General features: G+C 71.7%; 18 protein-coding genes. 5 read left to right on the top strand and 13 right to left on the bottom strand.

The window, feature by feature from the left end; translation table 11 throughout:
• Nucleotides 1-226: 226 nt before the first annotated feature.
• Entirely contained in the window at nt 227-1,141 is a 915-nt protein-coding gene (locus tag AB0873_RS23580; RefSeq protein ID WP_366602218.1) for a neutral zinc metallopeptidase, read from the top strand.
• A gap of 60 nt (nt 1,142-1,201) precedes the next feature.
• On the opposite strand, the gene AB0873_RS23575 is transcribed toward AB0873_RS23580, so the two are convergent.
• The 10 genes from AB0873_RS23575 to AB0873_RS23530 form a co-directional block, all read right to left on the bottom strand.
• Nucleotides 1,202-1,849 carry an acVLRF1 family peptidyl-tRNA hydrolase gene (locus AB0873_RS23575; protein WP_366602179.1) on the bottom strand — a complete coding sequence of 216 codons (648 nt, stop codon included), beginning with the start codon at nt 1,847-1,849 and terminating at the stop codon, nt 1,202-1,204.
• A gap of 134 nt (nt 1,850-1,983) precedes the next feature.
• Complete coding sequence (locus AB0873_RS23570) at nt 1,984-2,610, bottom strand: LysE family transporter (protein ID WP_366602177.1); 627 nt, start codon at nt 2,608-2,610, stop codon at nt 1,984-1,986.
• Between the two features lie 348 nt (nt 2,611-2,958).
• On the bottom strand, nt 2,959-3,333 hold the full coding sequence (locus AB0873_RS23565) for a metal-sulfur cluster assembly factor (RefSeq protein WP_366602175.1): 375 nt from the start codon (nt 3,331-3,333) through the stop codon (nt 2,959-2,961).
• A complete protein-coding gene (gene sufU, locus AB0873_RS23560; protein WP_155331248.1) occupies nt 3,330-3,806 on the bottom strand; it encodes a Fe-S cluster assembly sulfur transfer protein SufU in 477 nt (158 codons plus the stop codon). The genes AB0873_RS23565 and sufU overlap by 4 nt, the downstream gene beginning before the upstream one ends.
• Entirely contained in the window at nt 3,806-5,110 is a 1,305-nt protein-coding gene (locus AB0873_RS23555) for a cysteine desulfurase (RefSeq protein ID WP_155331247.1), read from the bottom strand. Before AB0873_RS23555 ends, sufU begins: the two co-directional genes overlap by 1 nt.
• A 22-nt stretch (nt 5,111-5,132) precedes the next feature.
• Nucleotides 5,133-5,906, bottom strand: a complete 774-nt coding sequence (sufC, locus tag AB0873_RS23550) for a Fe-S cluster assembly ATPase SufC (RefSeq protein ID WP_155331246.1) — start codon at nt 5,904-5,906, stop codon at nt 5,133-5,135.
• Complete coding sequence (locus AB0873_RS23545) at nt 5,906-6,232, bottom strand: non-heme iron oxygenase ferredoxin subunit (RefSeq protein ID WP_155331245.1); 327 nt, start codon at nt 6,230-6,232, stop codon at nt 5,906-5,908. Before AB0873_RS23545 ends, sufC begins: the two co-directional genes overlap by 1 nt.
• Nucleotides 6,232-7,374 carry a Fe-S cluster assembly protein SufD gene (gene sufD / locus AB0873_RS23540; protein WP_366602173.1) on the bottom strand — a complete coding sequence of 381 codons (1,143 nt, stop codon included), beginning with the start codon at nt 7,372-7,374 and terminating at the stop codon, nt 6,232-6,234. Before sufD ends, AB0873_RS23545 begins: the two co-directional genes overlap by 1 nt.
• Nucleotides 7,375-7,471: 97 nt before the next feature.
• Nucleotides 7,472-8,902: a Fe-S cluster assembly protein SufB gene (gene sufB / locus AB0873_RS23535; RefSeq protein ID WP_155331243.1), complete on the bottom strand. Its 1,431-nt coding sequence runs from the start codon at nt 8,900-8,902 to the stop codon at nt 7,472-7,474.
• Nucleotides 8,899-9,654, bottom strand: a complete 756-nt coding sequence (locus AB0873_RS23530; RefSeq protein WP_366602172.1) for an HTH domain-containing protein — start codon at nt 9,652-9,654, stop codon at nt 8,899-8,901. The genes sufB and AB0873_RS23530 overlap by 4 nt, the downstream gene beginning before the upstream one ends.
• A 97-nt stretch (nt 9,655-9,751) precedes the next feature.
• Between AB0873_RS23530 and AB0873_RS23525 the strand changes: the two genes are divergently transcribed.
• Nucleotides 9,752-10,717 carry a COX15/CtaA family protein gene (locus AB0873_RS23525; RefSeq protein WP_366602170.1) on the top strand — a complete coding sequence of 322 codons (966 nt, stop codon included), beginning with the start codon at nt 9,752-9,754 and terminating at the stop codon, nt 10,715-10,717.
• A gap of 112 nt (nt 10,718-10,829) precedes the next feature.
• On the opposite strand, the gene AB0873_RS23520 is transcribed toward AB0873_RS23525, so the two are convergent.
• From AB0873_RS23520 to AB0873_RS23510, 3 genes are all read right to left on the bottom strand, one after another.
• Entirely contained in the window at nt 10,830-11,750 is a 921-nt protein-coding gene (locus AB0873_RS23520) for a hypothetical protein (RefSeq protein WP_366602168.1), read from the bottom strand.
• Between the two features lie 6 nt (nt 11,751-11,756).
• Nucleotides 11,757-12,092: a hypothetical protein gene (locus tag AB0873_RS23515; RefSeq protein ID WP_155331239.1), complete on the bottom strand. Its 336-nt coding sequence runs from the start codon at nt 12,090-12,092 to the stop codon at nt 11,757-11,759.
• A gap of 263 nt (nt 12,093-12,355) precedes the next feature.
• Complete coding sequence (locus AB0873_RS23510) at nt 12,356-13,312, bottom strand: heme o synthase (RefSeq protein ID WP_155331238.1); 957 nt, start codon at nt 13,310-13,312, stop codon at nt 12,356-12,358.
• 265 nt (nt 13,313-13,577) lie between these two features.
• Between AB0873_RS23510 and tkt the strand changes: the two genes are divergently transcribed.
• The 3 genes from tkt (at nt 13,578) to AB0873_RS23495 (ending at nt 18,637) form a co-directional block, all read left to right on the top strand.
• Complete coding sequence (gene tkt, locus AB0873_RS23505; RefSeq protein WP_155331237.1) at nt 13,578-15,716, top strand: transketolase; 2,139 nt, start codon at nt 13,578-13,580, stop codon at nt 15,714-15,716.
• Between the two features lie 16 nt (nt 15,717-15,732).
• Nucleotides 15,733-16,911, top strand: coding sequence for a transaldolase (gene tal / locus AB0873_RS23500; protein ID WP_366602166.1), 1,179 nt, complete (start codon nt 15,733-15,735; stop codon nt 16,909-16,911).
• A gap of 76 nt (nt 16,912-16,987) precedes the next feature.
• Nucleotides 16,988-18,637, top strand: a complete 1,650-nt coding sequence (locus tag AB0873_RS23495) for a glucose-6-phosphate isomerase (RefSeq protein WP_366602164.1) — start codon at nt 16,988-16,990, stop codon at nt 18,635-18,637.
• Nucleotides 18,638-18,643: the final 6 nt, after the last annotated feature.

Below are 18,643 nucleotides of genomic sequence, written 5' to 3'. Positions count from 1 at the left end.
GGGGTCTGGAAGGGCTGACTCAGGGCACGCGAGAGCGCCGGCGGGCGGGAGGCCCGTCGGCGCGGGGCGGTTCAGCCTTCGCAGAGCAGCACGCGGCAAGTGTACCGGGCGTCGCCGGATCACCCCGCCGGATTACCGCCCAAGATCATCGGGTACGGGAACGGACGTCCGGACCCGGTCCGGTACCGCAACCACCACACGGAATCAGACGGTGATCGGGGTAGACATGGAGCTGAACGAGAACGCGCGGATCGACACCAGCCAGGTGGACGACCGGCGAGGGTCCGGCGGCGGCGGTGGCGTCGGCGGGATCCCCATCCCGATCGGGGGCGGGCGGGGCGGCATCGTCGGCATCGTCATCGCGGTGCTGGTCGCCCTCGTCGGCGGCGGCTTCGGCCTGAACGCGGCCACCAACGGCGGCGGCGAGCAGGGCGACAACACCTCCCTGGAGCAGAAGTGCTCGGCGGACGACGCCCTCCAGCAGCTGGACTGCCGCAACACCCTGTACGTCAACTCGATCCAGGCGTACTGGCGGACCGCCCTGCCGCAGGCGTTCGGCGAGCAGTACCGCGCGACCGACACCGTCTTCTTCAGCCAGGCCGTCAACACCGCCTGCGGGCAGGCAGACTCGGGGGTGGGCCCGTTCTACTGCCCCGCCGACGCGCAGGTGTACATCGACCTGACCTTCTACCGGGTGCTCGCCGGGCAGCTCGGCGCCGAGGGCGAGTTCGCCCAGCCGTACGTGCTGGCCCACGAGTACGGCCACCACGTGCAGAACCTGCTCGGCACCAACGAGCAGGTGCGGCGCCAGCAGCAGCGTGACCCGGACAACGCCAACGCGCTGTCGGTGAAGCTGGAGCTCCAGGCCGACTGCTACGCCGGGGCGTGGGCGCGCAACGCCACCGGCACCGCCGACGAGAGCGGGCAGAAGATCTTCAAGAGCATCAGCGAGCAGGACATCGCCCAGGCCATCGACACCGCGGAGAAGATCGGCGACGACGCCATCTCGGAGCGGGCGAACCGGCCGGTGAACCCGGAGGAGTTCACCCACGGCTCGTCCGAGCAGCGCCGCCAGTGGTTTACGAAGGGCTACGAGACCGGCGACCCGAAGTCCTGCGACACGTTCTCCGGGGCGGTGTAAGCGTCGGGACGTTAGGAAGGGCCCCTTGTACAACGCCAGGCGTTAACAAGGGGCCCTTCCCTACACCGGGTCTCGGATGAGGATGTGCACGGCCCGGGCCGCCGGGACGGCGGCGACCAGCACCGCGTGCCGGGGCTCGGGCACGTCGAGCAGCCGGTCCGCGCGCAGCGCCGCGAGCGGGGCCAGCCGCCGGTCGGCCAGCACGGTGTCCACCGCCCGCCGGTCACCGCCGCACACCAGGGCGGCCAGCGTCGCCGCCTCCGGCAGGAGCAGCCGTACGGCCAGGTCCACCGCGTCGCCCAGCGCCGCCCTCGCCTGGTTGTCCCGCCGCCGTGCGAAGCGCTGCTGCGACCAGCCGCCCGCGGCGGTTCGGCCCTGCACGTAGCGGGTGTCCACCTTCGACACCACGAGCGCCTCCCCCTCGGCGACCCCGACCGCCACCGCGCCCTTGCGGGCGAGCAGCAGGCCGATCCGCCGGGGCGCGGTGGCCGCAGCGACGAATCCGTCGAGGTCCCCGGCGCCCGACGCCCCGGGCGGGGCGTGCAGCTCGGCGGTCGCGCCGTCCGGGGCGGTGAACAGCAGCCCGTACTCCTGCGGGCTGACCTCGGGCGAACCGTGCCGGTCGCCGAATCCGCCAACCCAGCGGGCCACCCGGCCCGGGTCCACCTCGACCCAGCGACCGCCACCGGCTGCGGGCCTGCTGCTCACCACCCGAACCTACGGCACCCCGCCCCTCCCGCCCTCCACTCCCCCGCGATCTTGCACTTCCGGGCCGGTCGAACCAGGGCGAAAGCCGCAATCAGGAGGCCGAAACCGCAAGATCGCGGGGAGGGGGTGGCGGGTTACCCGGACAGGAGGGTTGCTGCGGCGAGAGTGGCGATGATGGCGCTGGAGGTTAGGGCCGTCAGTAGGCGGCCGCGCGGGCCGGCGAGCACGCGGCCGACCAGGGTGCCGCCGCCGGCGATCAGCAACTGCCAACTCGCCGACGCCAGGAACGCCCCGAGCACGAACGCGCCCGCGACGGTCAGGTCGGGGTCGGCGGCGTCCCGCCGGCCGAGGACGAGCGCCGCGAAGTAGACCACGGTCGCCGGGTTGAGCAGGGTCAGCGCGAGCACCCCGGTGAACGCCCGGGACGGACTGTCCAGACCCCGACGTACGGGTTTACTCGGCGTGCTGGCTGGCGGGCGGAGGGCCCGCCAGGCGGTGTGGGCGGCGAGGCCGAGCAGCACCAGCGCGGCGGCCACGCGCAGCGGACCGGCGATCGGGGCGATCAGGGCGGCCAGGGCCGCTCCGCCGAGGGCGGCGACAGCGGCGTACAGGCCGTCGGCGGTGGCGACGCCGAGCGCGGCGGCGGCACCCACCCGGAACGAGGTCCGTGCGGCGAGCCCCATGATGAGGACGGCGATGGCGCCGACCGGGATCGCGACGCCGTATCCGGCGACCAGCCCGGCCAGGAACGCCCCGGTCACGACGGTCGGCGGCGGGTCGAGCCGGACCCGGGCACGGTCCGCTGTCGACGCGCGGTGCTGGCCGCGCGGACAGGAACCTGCAACGGGTACGTCTCGATCACGCGGTCATCCTGCGCCACCCGCCACCGCGCGGCCAGCGATTTCCCGCCGGGCGTCCGAGATCGTCTCCGTGCCGGCGGCATCGCGGCTTCACCGATGTCGGATACCGCGATGACGCCGGCACGGAGTGGATCTCCCCGGCGCGCTCGAGCCGCCCAACCAGGGGCCGCCGAGCGGGCCACCCGGCAGCGCGTCGGGCGCGACACCCCGATGGGTGTCGCGCCCGATTCCGGACCGGTGCGAAACCGGTCAGACGTTGAAGCCGAGGGAGCGCAGCTGGTCGCGACCCTCGTCGGTGATCTTGTCGGGGCCCCACGGCGGCAGCCAGACCCAGTTGATCCGGATGTCCTTGACCAGGCCGCCGCCGGGCCCGGTGGTCAGCGCCGACCGGGCCTGGTCCTCGATGACGTCGGTCAGCGGGCAGGCCGCCGAGGTGAGCGTCATGTCCAGGGTGGCGACGTTCTCGTCGTCGACGTGGACGCCGTACACCAGACCCAGGTCGACCACGTTGATGCCCAGCTCCGGGTCGACGACGTCCTTCATCGCCTCCTCGATGTCGGCGACGGCGGCCTTGCCGCCGCCGGCCGCCGGCGTCGCCGCGGTGGCGGTTTCCTCGCTGCTCATGCCTTCACCTCCGTCGGGCTGACGCCCACACCGGCGCGTGCCGCGGCGTCCTTGAACGCCATCCACGGCAGCAGCGCGCACTTGACCCGGGCGGGGTAGCGGGCCACGCCCGCGAACGCGACCCCGTCGCCGAGCACGTCCTCGTCCGGCGTGACCTGGCCACGCCCGGACATCAACTCCACGAACGCCTCGTGCACCACGGCCGCCTCACCGGCCTTCCGGCCGGCCAGCAGCTCGTGCAGCACACTCGCCGAGGCCTGGCTGATCGAGCAGCCCAAGCCCTCGTACGAGACGTCGTGCAGCACCTCGCCGTCGGTGGCCACCCGGACGGTGACCTCGTCGCCGCAGGTCGGGTTGACGTGGTGCGCCTCGGCGACGGTCGCCGCCGGGTGGTCCGCGTCGCGCAGGCCGCGGCCGTGCGGGTGCTTGTAGTGGTCCAGGATGATCTCCTGGTAGAGCTGGTCGAGCTGCATCAGTCGAACACCTTCCGCACCTGCTCCAGGCCCGCCACCAGGGCGTCGATCTCCTCCGTGGTGGTGTAGAGGTAGAACGACGCGCGGGTCGTGGCCGGCACCCCGAACCGGGTGCAGACCGGGCGGGCGCAGTGGTGGCCCACCCGCACCTGCACGCCGAGCGAGTCGAGGACCTGGCCGACGTCGTGCGGGTGGATGTCGCCGAGCGCGAACGAGATCGTGCCGCCCCGGCCGACCGGCACCGTCGGGCCGAAGATCCGCAGCCCCGGGACGGTCGCCAGGGCGTCCAGCGCGTACGCGGTCAGCTGCTTCTCGTGCCACTGGATGGCCCGCATGCCGATGCCGGACAGGTAGTCCACCGCCGCGCCGAGCGCCACCGCCTCGGCGATCGGCGGGGTGCCCGCCTCGAACCGCGCCGGCGGCGCGGCGAAGGTCGACCCCGACATCGCCACGGTCTCGATCATCGAGCCACCGCCGAGCACCGGCGGCATCGCCGCGAGCAGCTCCGAGCGGCCCCACAGCACGCCGATGCCGGTCGGGCCGCACATCTTGTGCCCGGTGAAGACGATGAAGTCCGCGTCGTGGTCGACCACGTCCACCGGCATGTGCGGCACCGACTGCGAGCAGTCGAGCAGCAGCAGCGCACCCACCTCGCGGACCCGCGCGGTGATCCGCGAGGTGGCGTTGACGGTGCCGAGGATGTTGGACATGTGCACCAGCGAGACGATCTTCGTCCGCTCGGTGACCAGGTCCTCCAGGCCCGACTCGTCGAGGCGGCCCTGGTCGGTGACCGGGAACCAGCGCAGGGTCGCGCCGGTGCGCTCGCACAGCAGCTGCCAGGGGACGATGTTCGAGTGGTGCTCCATCTCGGAGATCACCACCTCGTCACCCGGGCCCAGCCGGAAGCGCGGGTCGGCGTCCGGACGCAGCGAGGCGTTCGAGAACGCGTACGCCACGATGTTGATCGCCTCGGTGGAGTTCTTGGTGAACACCACCTCGTCCACGCTCGGGGCGTTGATGAAGGCGGCCACCTTGGCCCGCGCGCCCTCGTACGCCTCGGTCGCCTCGGTGCCCAGCGTGTGCACCGAACGCGACACGTTGGCGTTGTGCCGCTCGTAGTGCTCGCGCAGCACGTCGAGCACCTGGCGCGGCTTGTGCGAGGTGTTCGCGCTGTCCAGGTAGACCAGCGGGTGCCCGTTGACCTCCCGGTCGAGGATCGGGAAGTCGGCGCGGACCGCGGCGACGTCGTAGCGCGGCACGTCGTCGTACTGCGGCATGCCCGACGGGATCGCGATGGAGGTCATCGTCGTGACCGGCCCTTCCTGGTCAGGCCCGCGCCGACCCGGCCCCGGCGACGTACCGCTCGTAGCCCTCTTCCTCGAGCTTGTCGGCCAGCTCCGGGCCGCCCTCCTCGACGATCCGGCCGGCGACGAACACGTGCACGAAGTCCGGCTTGATGTAGCGCAGGATCCGCGTGTAGTGGGTGATCAGCAGCAGGCCGGTGTCACCGGTGTCGCGCACCCGGTTGACGCCCTGGCTGACCACGCGCAGCGCGTCCACGTCGAGGCCGGAGTCGGTCTCGTCGAGGATCGCCATCTTCGGCTTGAGCAGCTCCAGCTGCACGATCTCGTGCCGCTTCTTCTCACCGCCGGAGAAGCCCTCGTTGACGTTGCGCTGGGCGAACGCCGGGTCCATCTGGAGGCGCTCCATGGCGCCGCGCAGCTCGCCGCCCCAGGTGCGCAGCTTCGGCGCCTCGCCGTCGATCGCGGTCTTGGCGGTGCGCAGGAAGTTCGCCACCGAGACCCCGGGGACCTCGACCGGGTACTGCATGGCCAGGAAGAGGCCGGCGCGGGCCCGCTCGTCGACGGACATCTCCAGGACGTCCTCGCCGTCGAGGGTCACCGAGCCGCCGGTGATCTCGTACTTCGGGTGCCCGGCGATCGAGTACGCCAGGGTCGACTTGCCGGAGCCGTTCGGACCCATGATGGCGTGGGTCTCCCCCGACTTCACGGTCAGGTTGACGCCGTGCAGGATCGGCTTGAGCTCACCCTCGGGCAGCTTCACCGACACCTGCAGGTCGCGGATCTCCAGGGTGCTCATTATCGGGTCACTCCATTGCTCGGCGTCAGGTCGACGTAGATGTCACCGTCGCGGATCTCGACGGGGTAGACGGGTACGGGTTCGGTGGCGGGCAGCCCGGTCGGCTCGCCGGTCCGCAGGTCGAAACGCGAGCCGTGCAGCCAGCATTCCAGCGTGCAGCCCTCCACCTCCCCCTCGGAGAGGGCGACGGCGGCGTGCGAGCACTCGTCGTACACGGCGTAGAACTCGCCGTCCTCGCCGTGGACCAGCGCGATCTGCGTGCCGTCGACGTCGGCGCTGATCGCGGTGCCCTTCGGGACGTCCTCGGTGGAGCAGATGCGGATCATCAGGCGCCGGCCTTCGCCAGCCGGGCCTCGATCGCCTCGCCGAGGCGCTCGCGCAGGGAGTCCACCGGGATCTTGTTCAGCAGCTCGGCGAAGAAGCCGCGGACCACCAGGCGGCGGGCCTCGGCCTCCGGGATGCCCCGGGCCATCAGGTAGAACAGCTGCTCGTCGTCGAAGCGGCCGGTCGCGCTCGCGTGGCCGGCGCCGGCGATCTCGCCGGTCTCGATCTCCAGATTGGGTACGGAGTCCGCCCGCGCGCCGTCGGTGAGCAGCAGGTTCCGGTTGATCTCGTACGTGTCGGTGCCGGTCGCCTCGGCGCGGATCAGCACGTCGCCGACCCAGACCGTGCGGGCGCTGTCGCCCTGCAGCGCGCCCCGGTAGCCCACGTAGCTGCGGCAGTCCGGCACGCTGTGGTCGACCAGCTGCCGGTGCTCCAGGTGCTGGCCCGAGTCGGCGAAGTACACGCCGTACAGCTCGGCCTCGCCGCCACGCTCGGTGTACTCGACGGTGGTGTACTGGCGGACCAGGTCACCGCCGAGGGTCACCTGGACGTGCAGCACGCGCGCGTCCCGGCCCAGCTTGACCTTGAGGTGCTGCGCCTGCACCGCGTCGTCGGCCCAGTCGGACACGGTGACCAGGGTGAGCTTCGCGCCGTCGGCCACGGAGACCTCGACGTTGTCGGCGAGGGTCGCCGAACCGACGTGCTCCAGCACCAGGACCGCCTCGGCGAACCGGCCCACCTCCACGAAGGTGTGCCCGTAGGCCAGGGCGTCGGCGCCCTGGCCGACCACCCGCACGGTCACCGGCTCGGCCACCACGGCCTCGCGGGCGACCTGCACCAGCAGCGCACCGTCCGCACCGCCGTACGCGAGGGCGCTGATCCGGTCGACCGGGGTCAGCACGCTGCCGACCCGGGGGTCGTCCGAGCCGATCCGCTCGACGGTGACGCCGGCCGGCAGGTCGCCGTACTCGTGCCCGACCGTGCCGGTCGCGGCCTGCACCCCGCCCGACAGGCCGCGCAGCCGCTTGAGCGGGGTGAAGCGCCACTCCTCCTCCAGGCCGGTGAGGGCCGGGAAGTCGGCGACGTCGTACGAGCGGAGCGCCTGCGACTTGGTGCTGGGCGGCGCGGAAGCCTGGGTAGTCATCTCTTCCTTGGTTGTTCTGCGACGACGGTGTCATTGATCGGAGGGCGGGCCGGGGTTCGCCCGGCCCGGCCCGACGGGTCGGCGTTCGCGGCCGGCGTCAGCCGACCGCGCCCTCCATCTGCAGCTCGATCAGGCGGTTGAGCTCCAGCGCGTACTCCATCGGGAGTTCCTTGGCGATCGGCTCGATGAAGCCGCGGACGATCATCGCCATCGCCTCGTCCTCGCTGAGGCCCCGGCTCATCAGGTAGAAGAGCTGGTCCTCGCTGACCTTGGAGACGGTCGCCTCGTGCCCCATCGACACGTCGTCCTCGCGGATGTCGACGTACGGGTAGGTGTCCGAGCGGGAGATGGTGTCGACCAGCAGCGCGTCGCACTTCACGGTGCTCCTGCTGCTGTGCGAACCCTCCAGCACCTGGACCAGGCCCCGGTACGAGGTGCGGCCGCCGCCCCGGGCGATCGACTTGGAGACGATGGTGCTGCTGGTGTGCGGCGCGGCGTGCACCATCTTGGCGCCGGCGTCCTGGTGCTGGCCCTCGCCCGCCATGGCCACCGAGAGCACCTCGCCCTTGGCGTGCTCGCCGGTCATGTAGACCGCCGGGTACTTCATGGTGACCTTGGAGCCGATGTTGCCGTCGATCCACTCCATGGTGGCGCCCTCGTGGCAGACGGCGCGCTTGGTGACCAGGTTGTAGACGTTGTTCGACCAGTTCTGGATGGTCGTGTAGCGGCAGCGGGCGTTCTTCTTGACGATGATCTCCACCACTGCGCTGTGCAGCGAGTCCGAGGAGTAGATGGGCGCGGTGCAGCCCTCGACGTAGTGCACGTACGCGCCCTCGTCGACGATGATCAGCGTCCGCTCGAACTGGCCCATGTTCTCCGTGTTGATCCGGAAGTAGGCCTGCAGCGGGATCTCCACGTGCACGCCCTTCGGCACGTAGATGAACGAGCCACCGGACCACACGGAGGTGTTCAGGGCGGCGAACTTGTTGTCGCCGACCGGGATCACCGTGCCGAAGTACTCCTTGAAGAGGTCCTCGTGCTCCTTGAGGGCGGTGTCGGTGTCGAGGAAGACGACGCCCTGCTCCTCCAGGTCCTCACGGATCTTGTGGTAGACGACCTCGGACTCGTACTGCGCCGCGACACCGGCGACGAGGCGCTGCTTCTCCGCCTCGGGGATGCCCAGCTTGTCGTAGGTGTTCTTGATGTCCTCGGGCAGGTCCTCCCAGCTGGTGGCCTGCTTCTCCGTGGACCGCACGAAGTACTTGATGTTGTCGAAGTCGATCCCGGTGAGGTCGGCGCCCCAGGCCGGCATCGGCTTGCGGTCGAACAGCCGCAGGCCCTTCAGGCGCAGGTCGAGCATCCAGGCCGGCTCGTTCTTCTTGGCCGAGATGTCCCGCACCACCGCCTCGCTGAGACCGCGCTGGGCGATCGCCCCGGCGACGTCGGGGTCGGCCCAGCCGTACTCGTAGTTGCCCAGGGCGGCGAGCTGCTCCTCCTGGGTCAGGGGCTGGACGATCTGCTCGGTCATCTATCTGTCCTCACAGTGGTGACGGTCTTACCGGACTGGGCACGCCCCGGCTGGGCCGGGATGTGCGTGGTGCACACCCCGTCGCCGTGCGCGATGGTGGCCAGGCGCTGCACGTGGGTGCCGACCAGACGGGAGATCACCGCGGTCTCGGCCTCGCACAGCTGGGGAAACTCGGCGGCCACGTGCGCCACCGGGCAGTGGTGCTGGCACAGCTGGCCGCCGGAGGCGATCGTGGACGCGTTGGCAGCGTAGCCCTCGGCGGTCAGCGCTCCGGCGAGCGCCTCCGCCCGCGCGAGGGGGTCGTCGCCGGCGTCCTCCATGGCGGCCCGGCACCGGGCCTCCAGGGCGGCCACCTGGTCGGCAGCGAACGCCTCCACCGCCTCCGGCCCACCGCTACGGGCGATCCAGCGCAGCGCGGCGGTCGCCATGTTGTCGTAGTGGTGGGTGCCGCAGCGGATCCGGGCGGCGTCGGTGAGCAGGAAGACCTTGGCGGGTCGGCCCCGGCCCCGGTGACCGCGTACCGCCTGCTCACGGGCGACCACGTCGCCTTCGGCGAGCATCGCGTCGAGGTGCCGGCGGATGGCGGCCGGGCTGAGCCCGAGCGCGTCGCCGAGCTGGGCGGCGGTCGTGGCACCCCGCTCCAGCAGCAGCTGGGTGACCCGGTCCCGGGTCGAGAGATCGGACGCGGCAGACTGACCGGCGGCCGGTACGGGCGCCGGCCGGTGCCCGGAGACCCCCGCCGCGTTTTTCACAACGCCAACGTTACGTAATTCGTCAGGGGCCCGCAAACCCGGGGCCGGTGATCCGAACCACCGCACCGGCGGAGTCACCCGATCGGGTTCCACTACGGTGCGTAGGATTTGCGCCGTGACTCCTGCCGTCCGGTTCCCGGTCTCCACCACCCTGCTGCGCCGTCTGGCGTTCGCCAACATCGTCGCGAACGTCGCGATCGTCGTCACCGGCGGGGCGGTCCGGCTGACCGCGTCCGGCCTGGGCTGCCCCACGTGGCCCCGGTGCACCGACGAGTCGTACATCACGACGCCCGAGATGGGCGTGCACGGGGTGATCGAGTTCGGCAACCGCCTGCTCACCTTCGTCCTGGTGCTGATCGCCGGTGCCACGCTGCTGGCCGCATGGGCACACCGCCCCCGCCGGCGCAGCGTGGTGCTGCTGGCCGTGGCGGTGGTGCTGGGCATCGCGGCGCAGGCGGTGATCGGCGGGATCACGGTGCGGATGCAACTGCACCCCTCGATCGTCGGCATCCACTTCGTGGTCTCCATGGTGCTGCTGCTGGCCGCCTACGCCCTCTGGCGCCGAATCGACGAACCGGACGGCCCGACGCACCCCCTGGTCCCGGCGCCGCTCCGGACGCTGGTGCAGATCGTCGTCGCGGTCAGCGCGGCGGTGATCGTCGTCGGCGTGGCAGTGACCGGCAGCGGGCCGCACGCCGGTGACGCCGACGCGGTGCGCAACGGGCTGAACCCCGAGACGATCTCCCAGGTGCACGCCGACCTGGTGTTCCTCCTCGTCGGCCTGAGCCTGGCGCTGTGGCTGGCGCTGCGGGCGGTCGGCGGGCCGGCGAGCGCCATCCGCGCCGCCCGCGTGCTGCTCGTCGTCGAGCTGGCTCAGGGGATCGTCGGCTTTGTCCAGTACTTCACGGATCTGCCGGTGCTTCTCGTCGGCGCGCACATGCTCGGGTCCTGCCTGGTGTGGCTCGCCACCCTGTCGGTGCTCTGGTCGACCCGCGAACGCCGCCCGACCGCCCCCACCGGCACCACGCCCGCCACCGAGGTACCGGTCGCGGTCCACGCCTGACGATCGCTGCTGTGGTGAGGGGACAACGTCGGGGAAGATGTCCCCTCGCTGCCGCTTGAGACGGCAACTTCCCCGAAGTTGCCGCGCCCCGCGCCCGCGGGTGGCGCGGGCGTCAGGTGCGGCTGGTGAGGTGGGTGAGGATGGCGTCGGCGAGGCGCTCGGGGGCGCCGTCGGCGTACGCCAGGAAGAGGGACGGCTCGGTGAGCTCCAGCTCGACCAGGACCGGGCTGCCGTCGGCGCCCGGGATCAGGTCGACGCGGGCGTAGAGCAGCCGGTCGGGGCCGCCCGGCACCGCCGCGAGGGTCTTCTCGGCCACCGCCAGCTGCTCCGCCGTGGCGGTGCGGGCGGTGATCGCCTCGGGCTTGTAGAGGCCGTCGACGCCCAGGTCGGGACCGCTCAGCATCGCACCCTTGCGGATCGCGTGGCTGTAGGTGAGCCCGCCCGGGCCGGCGACGAACAGCAGCGCGGTCTCGCCGGCGGTGTCGACCGCCGAGAGGTACGGCTGGACCATGGTGACCCGCCCGGCCGCGCCGAGCCGCCGTACGTGCTCCCGGGCGAGGTCGCGGTGCCCGGGGTCGGCCAGGTCGTACCGGCCGGTGTCCTGGCTGCCGGCGCTGACCGAGGGCTTGAGCACGTACTCGCCGTGCTCGCCCGGCGGTTCCCACTCCTCGCCGGGGGTGACCCACGCGGTGGGGACGGTCGGCACCCCGGCGGCGGAGAGCTCGTCGAGGTACCGCTTGTCGGTGTTCCAGGCGACGATCTCCGCCGGGTTCGCCAGGGCCGGCACGGCCGCCGCCCAGGCGACGAACTCGTCGCGGCGGGGCATGTAGTCCCAGGGCGAACGGAGCACCGCCAGGTCGTAGGCGGCCCAGTCGACGGCGGGGTCGTCCCAGACGACCGGGTAGGCGCTGACGCCCCGGGCGGCGAGGGGAGCGACGACGAGACGGTCGTCGTCCTCCAGGTCGGGCAGGGCGGCGCAGGTGACGAGAGCGACCCGGGGTTCCCCCCGGGTCGACTGGTGGTGGTTGGTCAATTTATGTCAACGGGCCATCGTGCGCCGGGCCATCGACCGCCAGAGGTCGTTGCTCGGACGCATCTGGTCCATCAGTTCACGCTCCCAAGCGTTCTCGACGGTGACTCCCGCCTTGGCGCACGCCTGCCGCGCGACGACGGTGTCGTCCGCGAACTGGTCGCCCCAGGCCCCGTCGGAGCCGACGAGGACGATGCGTGCGCCGCGCTTGCCGACGTACTCGATGACCGCCTTCGCCCCGCCGTGTCCGGCGGCGAACGACTTGATCCCGGCAACCAGGCCGTTGGGAGCCTGGTCGTTGGCGGTCTGTTCAGCCGTCAGCGTCGTATCGGAACCATCTGCCATGACGCGAAGCCTAAGCAGACTCGCACCCATGCGGGCGAGTTCCGTGAACCTTTTGTGATGCCAATTACCCCGAGGTTTAAGGAAGACCACAGGTGATTCGACCGGTTTTATCCCGTAATTTCCTCACGAATGGGTGGCGGCAAAGTTGCATAGACGTGAACGTGAAAGACGGACCCGAGGGTGTGAGGAAATTACTATCTACCAAATGAAAAGCCGGACAACTCATCCATGAGGATGACTTGTCCGGACTGTTCGGGAGTGGATCAGATCAGCGCGTCGAGCGCGACCGCCGCGAACACGATGGTCAGGTACGTCGTCGACCAGTGGAACAGCCGCATCGGCTTGACCGCCTCGCCCCGGCTCGCCCGGCGCGCCAGCTTGTGCGCCTCCACCAGGAAGATCGCGCCCACCACCAGGGTCGGCACGCCGTAGACGGCGCTCATCCCGAGCGGCCAGACCGCCAGCGAGGTGAGCACGGTCAGCCAGGCGAAGACCAGGATCTCGGCGTTGACCCGGCGGGTGGACGCCACCACCGGCAGCATCGGGATGCCGGCTCGCGCGTAGTCGTCCTTGTACTTCATGGCGAGCGGGTAGAAGTGCGGCATCTGCCAGAAGAAGACCACCGCGAACAGCGCCCACGCGGCGGGCGCCAGCGAACCGGTCACCGCCGCCCAGCCGATCAGCACCGGCGCGGCCCCGCACGCGCCGCCCCAGAAGGTGTTCGCCGCGGTCGTGCGCTTGAGCCAGGCGGTGTAGACGAGGTCGTAGTAGACGATCGCCGCCAGGGTGAGGCCGGCCGCCAGGAGGTTGGTGAACGCCGCCATCAGCGCCACCGACACCACGGCCAGCACCAGGCCGAAGACCAGCGCGTTGCGCGGCGTCACGGTGTGCGCCGGCAGCGGGCGACGCTTGGTCCGCCGCATGAGCTGGTCGATGTCCCGGTCGATGTAGCAGTTGAGGACGCTGGCCGCGCCGGCGGCGAGCGACCCGCCGACCAGCACCACGGCGACCAGCCACAGCGAGGGCATGCCGCCGTGCGCGAGCATCATCGCGGGCACGGTGGTGACCAGCAGCAACTCGACGATCCGGGGCTTGGTCAACGCCACGTACGCCGCGACGACCGCCCGCACGTCCCGCCGCGAGGTGGCCTCGTCGGCCGGCACCGTGCGCACCGGCTGCCCGGCAGGGTTGCTGACGGGGCGCTCGGTGATCATGCTCACGGATTGCCACCTTCCGGCGTCGGCTGGGGAGGTCGGGATCGGCGCGACCCGGCTCGGGGTCCACACACCGCCCCACACACTACGCGCTGTCGTTTTGGCAGCCCGGGCGACCCGGCAACGGTGCGGGGCGTCACACCCTCGATCGAACGTGCAACCGCGCGGAGACGTACAGAACAGCATGCAGAGATCCCTGGGCGGACGTTTAGGACCGCTCGATAGGGTCACCAGTGAGGGTTCCGCCCATCTGCCGAGGAGCACAACCATCGTGGCTGCCAACCGACCCGAGCACCCCGCACTGAACTGGTCCGACCTCGACCGCCGGGCCGTCGACACGGTCCGCGTGCTGGCCATGGACGCCGTGGAGAAATCCGGCAACGGTCACCCCGGCACCGCGATGAGCCTCGCGCCCGCGGCCTACCTGCTCTTCAACCGGGTCATGCGGCACAACCCCGCGGACCCGACCTGGCCGGGCCGGGACCGGTTCGTCCTCTCCGCCGGCCACTCGAGCCTCACCCTCTACATCCAGCTCTTCCTCTCCGGTTACCCGCTGGGCCTGGAGGACCTGAAGTCGCTGCGGCAGTGGGGTTCGCTGACCCCGGGCCACCCGGAGCACGGGCACACCCCGGGCGTGGAGACCACGACCGGCCCGCTCGGGCAGGGCGTCGGCAACGCGGTCGGCATGGCGATGGCGGCCCGCCGGGAGCGTGGCCTGTTCGACCCGGAGGCCGAGCCGGGCGCCTCGGTCTTCGACCACGACATCTGGTGCATCGCCTCCGACGGCGACATCGAGGAGGGCATCTCCCACGAGGCGAGCGCGCTCGCCGGGCACCAGCAGCTGGGCAACCTCTGCCTGATCTACGACGACAACGAGATCTCGATCGAGGACGACACCCGCATCGCCAAGAGCGAGGACGTCGCGGCCCGTTACGAGGCGTACGGCTGGCACGTCCAGACGGTGGACTGGCGCCGCGGCGACGCCGACCAGGGCGACTACCACGAGGACGTGGAGGCCCTGTACCGGGCGCTGCTGGCCGCCAAGGCGGAGACCGGCCGCCCCTCCTTCATCGCGCTGCGGACCATCATCGGCTGGCCCGCCCCCAACAAGCAGAACACCGGCAAGATCCACGGCTCGGCGCTCGGCGCCGACGAGGTCGCCGCCACCAAGCAGATCCTCGGCTTCGACCCGCAGAACACCTTCGAGGTCGACGAGGAGGTCCTCAAGCACGCGCGGCAGGTGATGGAGCGCGGTGCGGAGGCACAGCGCTCCTGGACCGACGCCTTCGGAACCTGGGCGCAGGGCAACCCCGAGCGCAGGGCGCTCTGGGACCGGCTGGCCACCCGTACGCTGCCGCAGGGCTGGACGGACGCGCTGCCGGAGTTCCCCGCCGACGCCAAGGGCATCGCCACCCGCGCCGCGTCCGGCAAGGTGCTCGAGGCGCTCGCGCCGGTGCTGCCGGAGCTGTGGGGCGGCTCCGCCGACCTGGCCGAGAGCAACAACACCACCATGAAGGGCGAGCCGTCGTTCGTCCCGGCCGTGCACGCGACCAAGGACTTCCCCGGCCACGAGTACGGCCGCACGCTGCACTTCGGCATCCGCGAGCACGCGATGGGCGCGATCCTCAACGGCATCGCCCTGCACGGCGGCACCCGCCCGTACGGCGGCACGTTCCTCGTCTTCAGCGACTACATGCGCCCCTCCGTCCGGCTCGCGGCGCTGATGAAGCTGCCGGTGATCTACGTCTGGACGCACGACTCGATCGGCCTCGGCGAGGACGGCCCGACCCACCAGCCGGTGGAGCACCTGACCGCGCTGCGGGCCATCCCCGGCCTGGACGTGGTCCGCCCGGCCGACGCGAACGAGACCGCGTGGGCCTGGCGGCGGGCCCTCGAGCACACCGACCGGCCGACCGCGCTGGCGCTCAGCCGCCAGGCGCTGCCGACCGTCGACCGGTCGACCCTCGCGGGCGCCGAGGGTGTGGCGAAGGGCGGGTACGTACTGGCCGAGGCGTCCACCGGCAAGCCGCAGGTGATCATCGTCGGCACCGGGTCGGAGGTGCAGCTCTGCCTCACCGCCCGGGAGCGGCTGGAGGCCGACGGCACCCCCACCCGCGTGGTGTCGATGCCGTGCCAGGAGTGGTTCGCCGAGCAGGACGAGGCGTACCGCGAGTCGGTCCTGCCGCGGAGCGTGCGGGCGCGGGTCAGCGTGGAGGCGGGTGTCGCGATGTCGTGGCGCGCGATCGTCGGCGACTGCGGCGAGACCGTCAGCCTGGAGCACTACGGGGCGAGCGCCCCGCACTCGGTGCTCTTCGAGCAGTTCGGGTTCACCCCCGACCGGATCGTGGCCGCCGCGCACGCGGCGCTGACCCGCGTCGGTGACATCACTGGTTTCACCACCGGCAACTGAGGGGAGCGTGGACGGCATGACGGACAGGTTGGGTGAGCTCACCGCCGCGGGCGTGGCGGTCTGGCTCGATGATCTTTCACGGGTACGGCTCAGCTCCGGCGGACTGGACCAGCTGCGCCGGGAACAGCACCTCGTCGGCGTGACCAGCAATCCGACGATCTTCGCCAAGGCGCTGAGCGACGCCGACGAGTACGACTGGCAGCTGCGCGACCTGGCCATCCGCGGGGTGGACGTCGAGGAGGCGGTGCGCAACCTCACCGCGTACGACGTGCGGTGGGCCTGCGACGTGATGCGCCCGGCGTACGACGCCACCGCCGGGGTCGACGGCCGGGTCTCCCTGGAGGTGGACCCGCGGCTGGCGTACGAGACGGAGCGGACCGTCGCCGAGGCGAAGGCGCTCTGGTGGCTGGTCGACCGGCCGAACCTCTTCATCAAGATCCCGGCCACCGAGGCCGGCCTGCCGGCGATCACCGCCACCCTGGCCGAGGGCATCAGCGTCAACGTCACCCTGATCTTCGGCCTGGACCGGTACTCGCAGGTCATGGACGCGTTCCTCGCCGGTCTGGAGCAGGCGAAGGCCAACGGCCACGACCTGTCCAAGATCGGATCGGTGGCGTCGTTCTTCGTGTCGCGGGTCGACACGGAGGTCGACAAGCGCCTGGAGAAGATCGGCTCGGCGGAGGCCAGGGCGCTGCGCGGCAAGGCCGCGGTCGCCAACGCGCGGCTCGCCTACGAGCGTTACACCGAGGTCTTCTCCTCCGATCGCTGGCAGGCCCTCGCCGACGCCGGGGCGCACCCGCAGCGCCCGCTGTGGGCGTCCACCTCGACGAAGAACCCGGACTACCGGGACGTGATCTACGTGGAGGAGCTGATCGCGCCCGGCACCGTCAACACCATGCCGGAGCCGGTGATCCACGCGTTCGCCGACCACGGCGAGGTCCGGGGCGACACCGTCACCGGCGCGTACGACGACGCCCGGCAGGTCTTCGCGGGTCTGGAGTCGGTCGGCGTCGACATGGCCGACGTGATCGAGACGCTGGAGCGCGAGGGCGTGGAGAAGTTCGAGACGAGCTGGAACGAGCTGCTCGACGGCGTCCGCAAGTCGCTGGAGGCGGCGGTCAAGGGCACCGGTCACCCGGGTGGCGCCGCCAAGGACAGCGCCGAGGCCGCGCGGAAGGCCGGAGGTAACGCGTGAGCGAGCGCAGCGAGCGAACCATCAGGCACCGCAGTGTGGCGCCTCGCGCCGCCGCCGAGCGAAGCGAGGTGGCGGCGTGAGTGACCTGCTTTCCGGGCCGGTGGAGGCGGCGGCCGGGCTCGCCGTGTACGGGGCGGACGCCGTCGACCGGTCGGCACCTGCCTCCACCCGCCAGGCGCTCGTGGCGAACGAGGCCCCGGGCCGGCTGGCCCGCAAGGACCCGACCCTGTGGGGCCCGGAGGCCGAAGCCGAGGCGAAGATCCGGCTCGGCTGGGTGGACACCCACCGCCGCAGCCGCGAACTGCTCCCCCAGCTCGCCGAGCTGAAGGCGGAGCTGGGCGACCTGGACCACGTCGTGCTCGCCGGCATGGGCGGCTCGTCGCTGGCCCCCGAGGTGATCGCGCTCACCCTCGGCAGGCCGCTGACCGTGCTGGACACCACCGACCCCGGCCAGGTCCGGGCGGCCCTGGCCGACCGGCTGGAGCGGACGGTGGTCGTGGTCGCCAGCAAGTCCGGCTCGACGGTGGAGACCGACAGCCACCGCCGCGCGTACTGGCAGGCGTTCCTGGACGCCGGGATGACCGAGGAGGAGGCCGGCCGGCACTTCGTCGTCGTGACCGACCCGGGCTCCCCGCTCGAGCAGACCGCCGCCGAGATGGGCGCGTTCTGCGTCCTGGCCGATCCCAACGTCGGCGGGCGCTACTCGGCACTGACCGCGTTCGGGCTGGTCCCGACGGCGCTGGCCGGTGTCGAGGTGGCCGACCTCCTCGACGAGGCCGACGCGCTCGCCGAGTCCCTGGGCCGGGACCGGGACAACCCGGGGCTGGCACTCGGCGCCGCGCTCGGAGCGGCGGCCACGATGGGCCGGGACAAGGTCGCGCTGGTCTCCGACGGCACCGGCATCGACGGGCTCGGCGACTGGATCGAGCAACTGGTCGCCGAGTCCACCGGCAAGGCCGGCGTCGGCATCCTCCCGGTCGTGGTGGAGTCCCCCCAGGGCCCCGGCACCACGGGCCGGAACGTGCTCACCGTGACCTACGGCGGCGCACTGCCCGCCGGCACCGTCCCCGGCGGCGGCGCCGACCCCGACGTGGCGGTCAACGGCCCGCTCGGCGCCCAGTTCCTGACCTGGGAGTACGCCACCGCGATCGCCGGCGTGGTGCTCGGCATCGACCCGTTCAACCAGCCGAACGTCACCGAGTCCAAGGAGAACACCAACAAGATCCTGGCCTCGGGGCCGCCGGCGGAGACGCCGTCGTTCACCGAGGGCGCGATCGAGGTGTACGCGCCGGCGGGCGCACCGGGCGACCTTGCCGGCGTCCTGCGCTGGCTGCTCGACGGGGTGGAGGACGACGGGTACCTCGCGGTGATGGCGTACCTCGACCGGTTCGCCGACGCCGACGCGGCCCGACTGCGGCCGCTGCTCGCCGGGCGCACCGACCGGCCGGTGACCTTCGGCTGGGGGCCGCGCTTCCTGCACTCCACCGGCCAGTACCACAAGGGCGGCCCGCAGCTCGGCAGCTTCCTGCAGATCACCGGCGCGGTCGACGTTGATCTGCAGGTGCCCGGCAAGCCGTACACCTTCGGGGAGCTGCAGGCGGCGCAGGCCGCCGGCGACCGGCAGGCCCTGGCCGGCCGGAAGCGCCCGCTGCTGCGGCTGCACCTGACCGAGCGGTCCGCGGGCGTGGCCCAGCTGCTCGATGCGGTCGGGGCACCGCGCGCGTGACGATGA

Source organism: Micromonospora sp. NPDC047707 (genome assembly GCF_040704235.1).
Taxonomy (GTDB): domain Bacteria; phylum Actinomycetota; class Actinomycetes; order Mycobacteriales; family Micromonosporaceae; genus Micromonospora.
This window is presented reverse-complemented; position numbering and strand designations above follow the sequence as displayed.

Bases quoted from the DNA above. Each gene is read 5' to 3' on its own strand.
- AB0873_RS23555 (WP_155331247.1), bottom strand. From the start codon at position 5,110: ATGACCTCCATCGCGATCCCGTCGGGCATGCCGCAGTACGACGACGTG.
- sufD (WP_366602173.1), bottom strand. From the start codon at position 7,374: ATGACTACCCAGGCTTCCGCGCCGCCCAGCACCAAGTCGCAGGCGCTC.
- tal (WP_366602166.1), top strand. From the start codon at position 15,733: ATGACGGACAGGTTGGGTGAGCTCACCGCCGCGGGCGTGGCGGTCTGG.
- sufU (WP_155331248.1), bottom strand. From the start codon at position 3,806: ATGCAGCTCGACCAGCTCTACCAGGAGATCATCCTGGACCACTACAAG.
- AB0873_RS23515 (WP_155331239.1), bottom strand. From the start codon at position 12,092: ATGGCAGATGGTTCCGATACGACGCTGACGGCTGAACAGACCGCCAAC.
- sufC (WP_155331246.1), bottom strand. From the start codon at position 5,906: ATGAGCACCCTGGAGATCCGCGACCTGCAGGTGTCGGTGAAGCTGCCC.
- AB0873_RS23545 (WP_155331245.1), bottom strand. From the start codon at position 6,232: ATGATCCGCATCTGCTCCACCGAGGACGTCCCGAAGGGCACCGCGATC.
- AB0873_RS23565 (WP_366602175.1), bottom strand. From the start codon at position 3,333: ATGAGCAGCGAGGAAACCGCCACCGCGGCGACGCCGGCGGCCGGCGGC.
- AB0873_RS23580 (WP_366602218.1), top strand. From the start codon at position 227: ATGGAGCTGAACGAGAACGCGCGGATCGACACCAGCCAGGTGGACGAC.
- sufB (WP_155331243.1), bottom strand. From the start codon at position 8,902: ATGACCGAGCAGATCGTCCAGCCCCTGACCCAGGAGGAGCAGCTCGCC.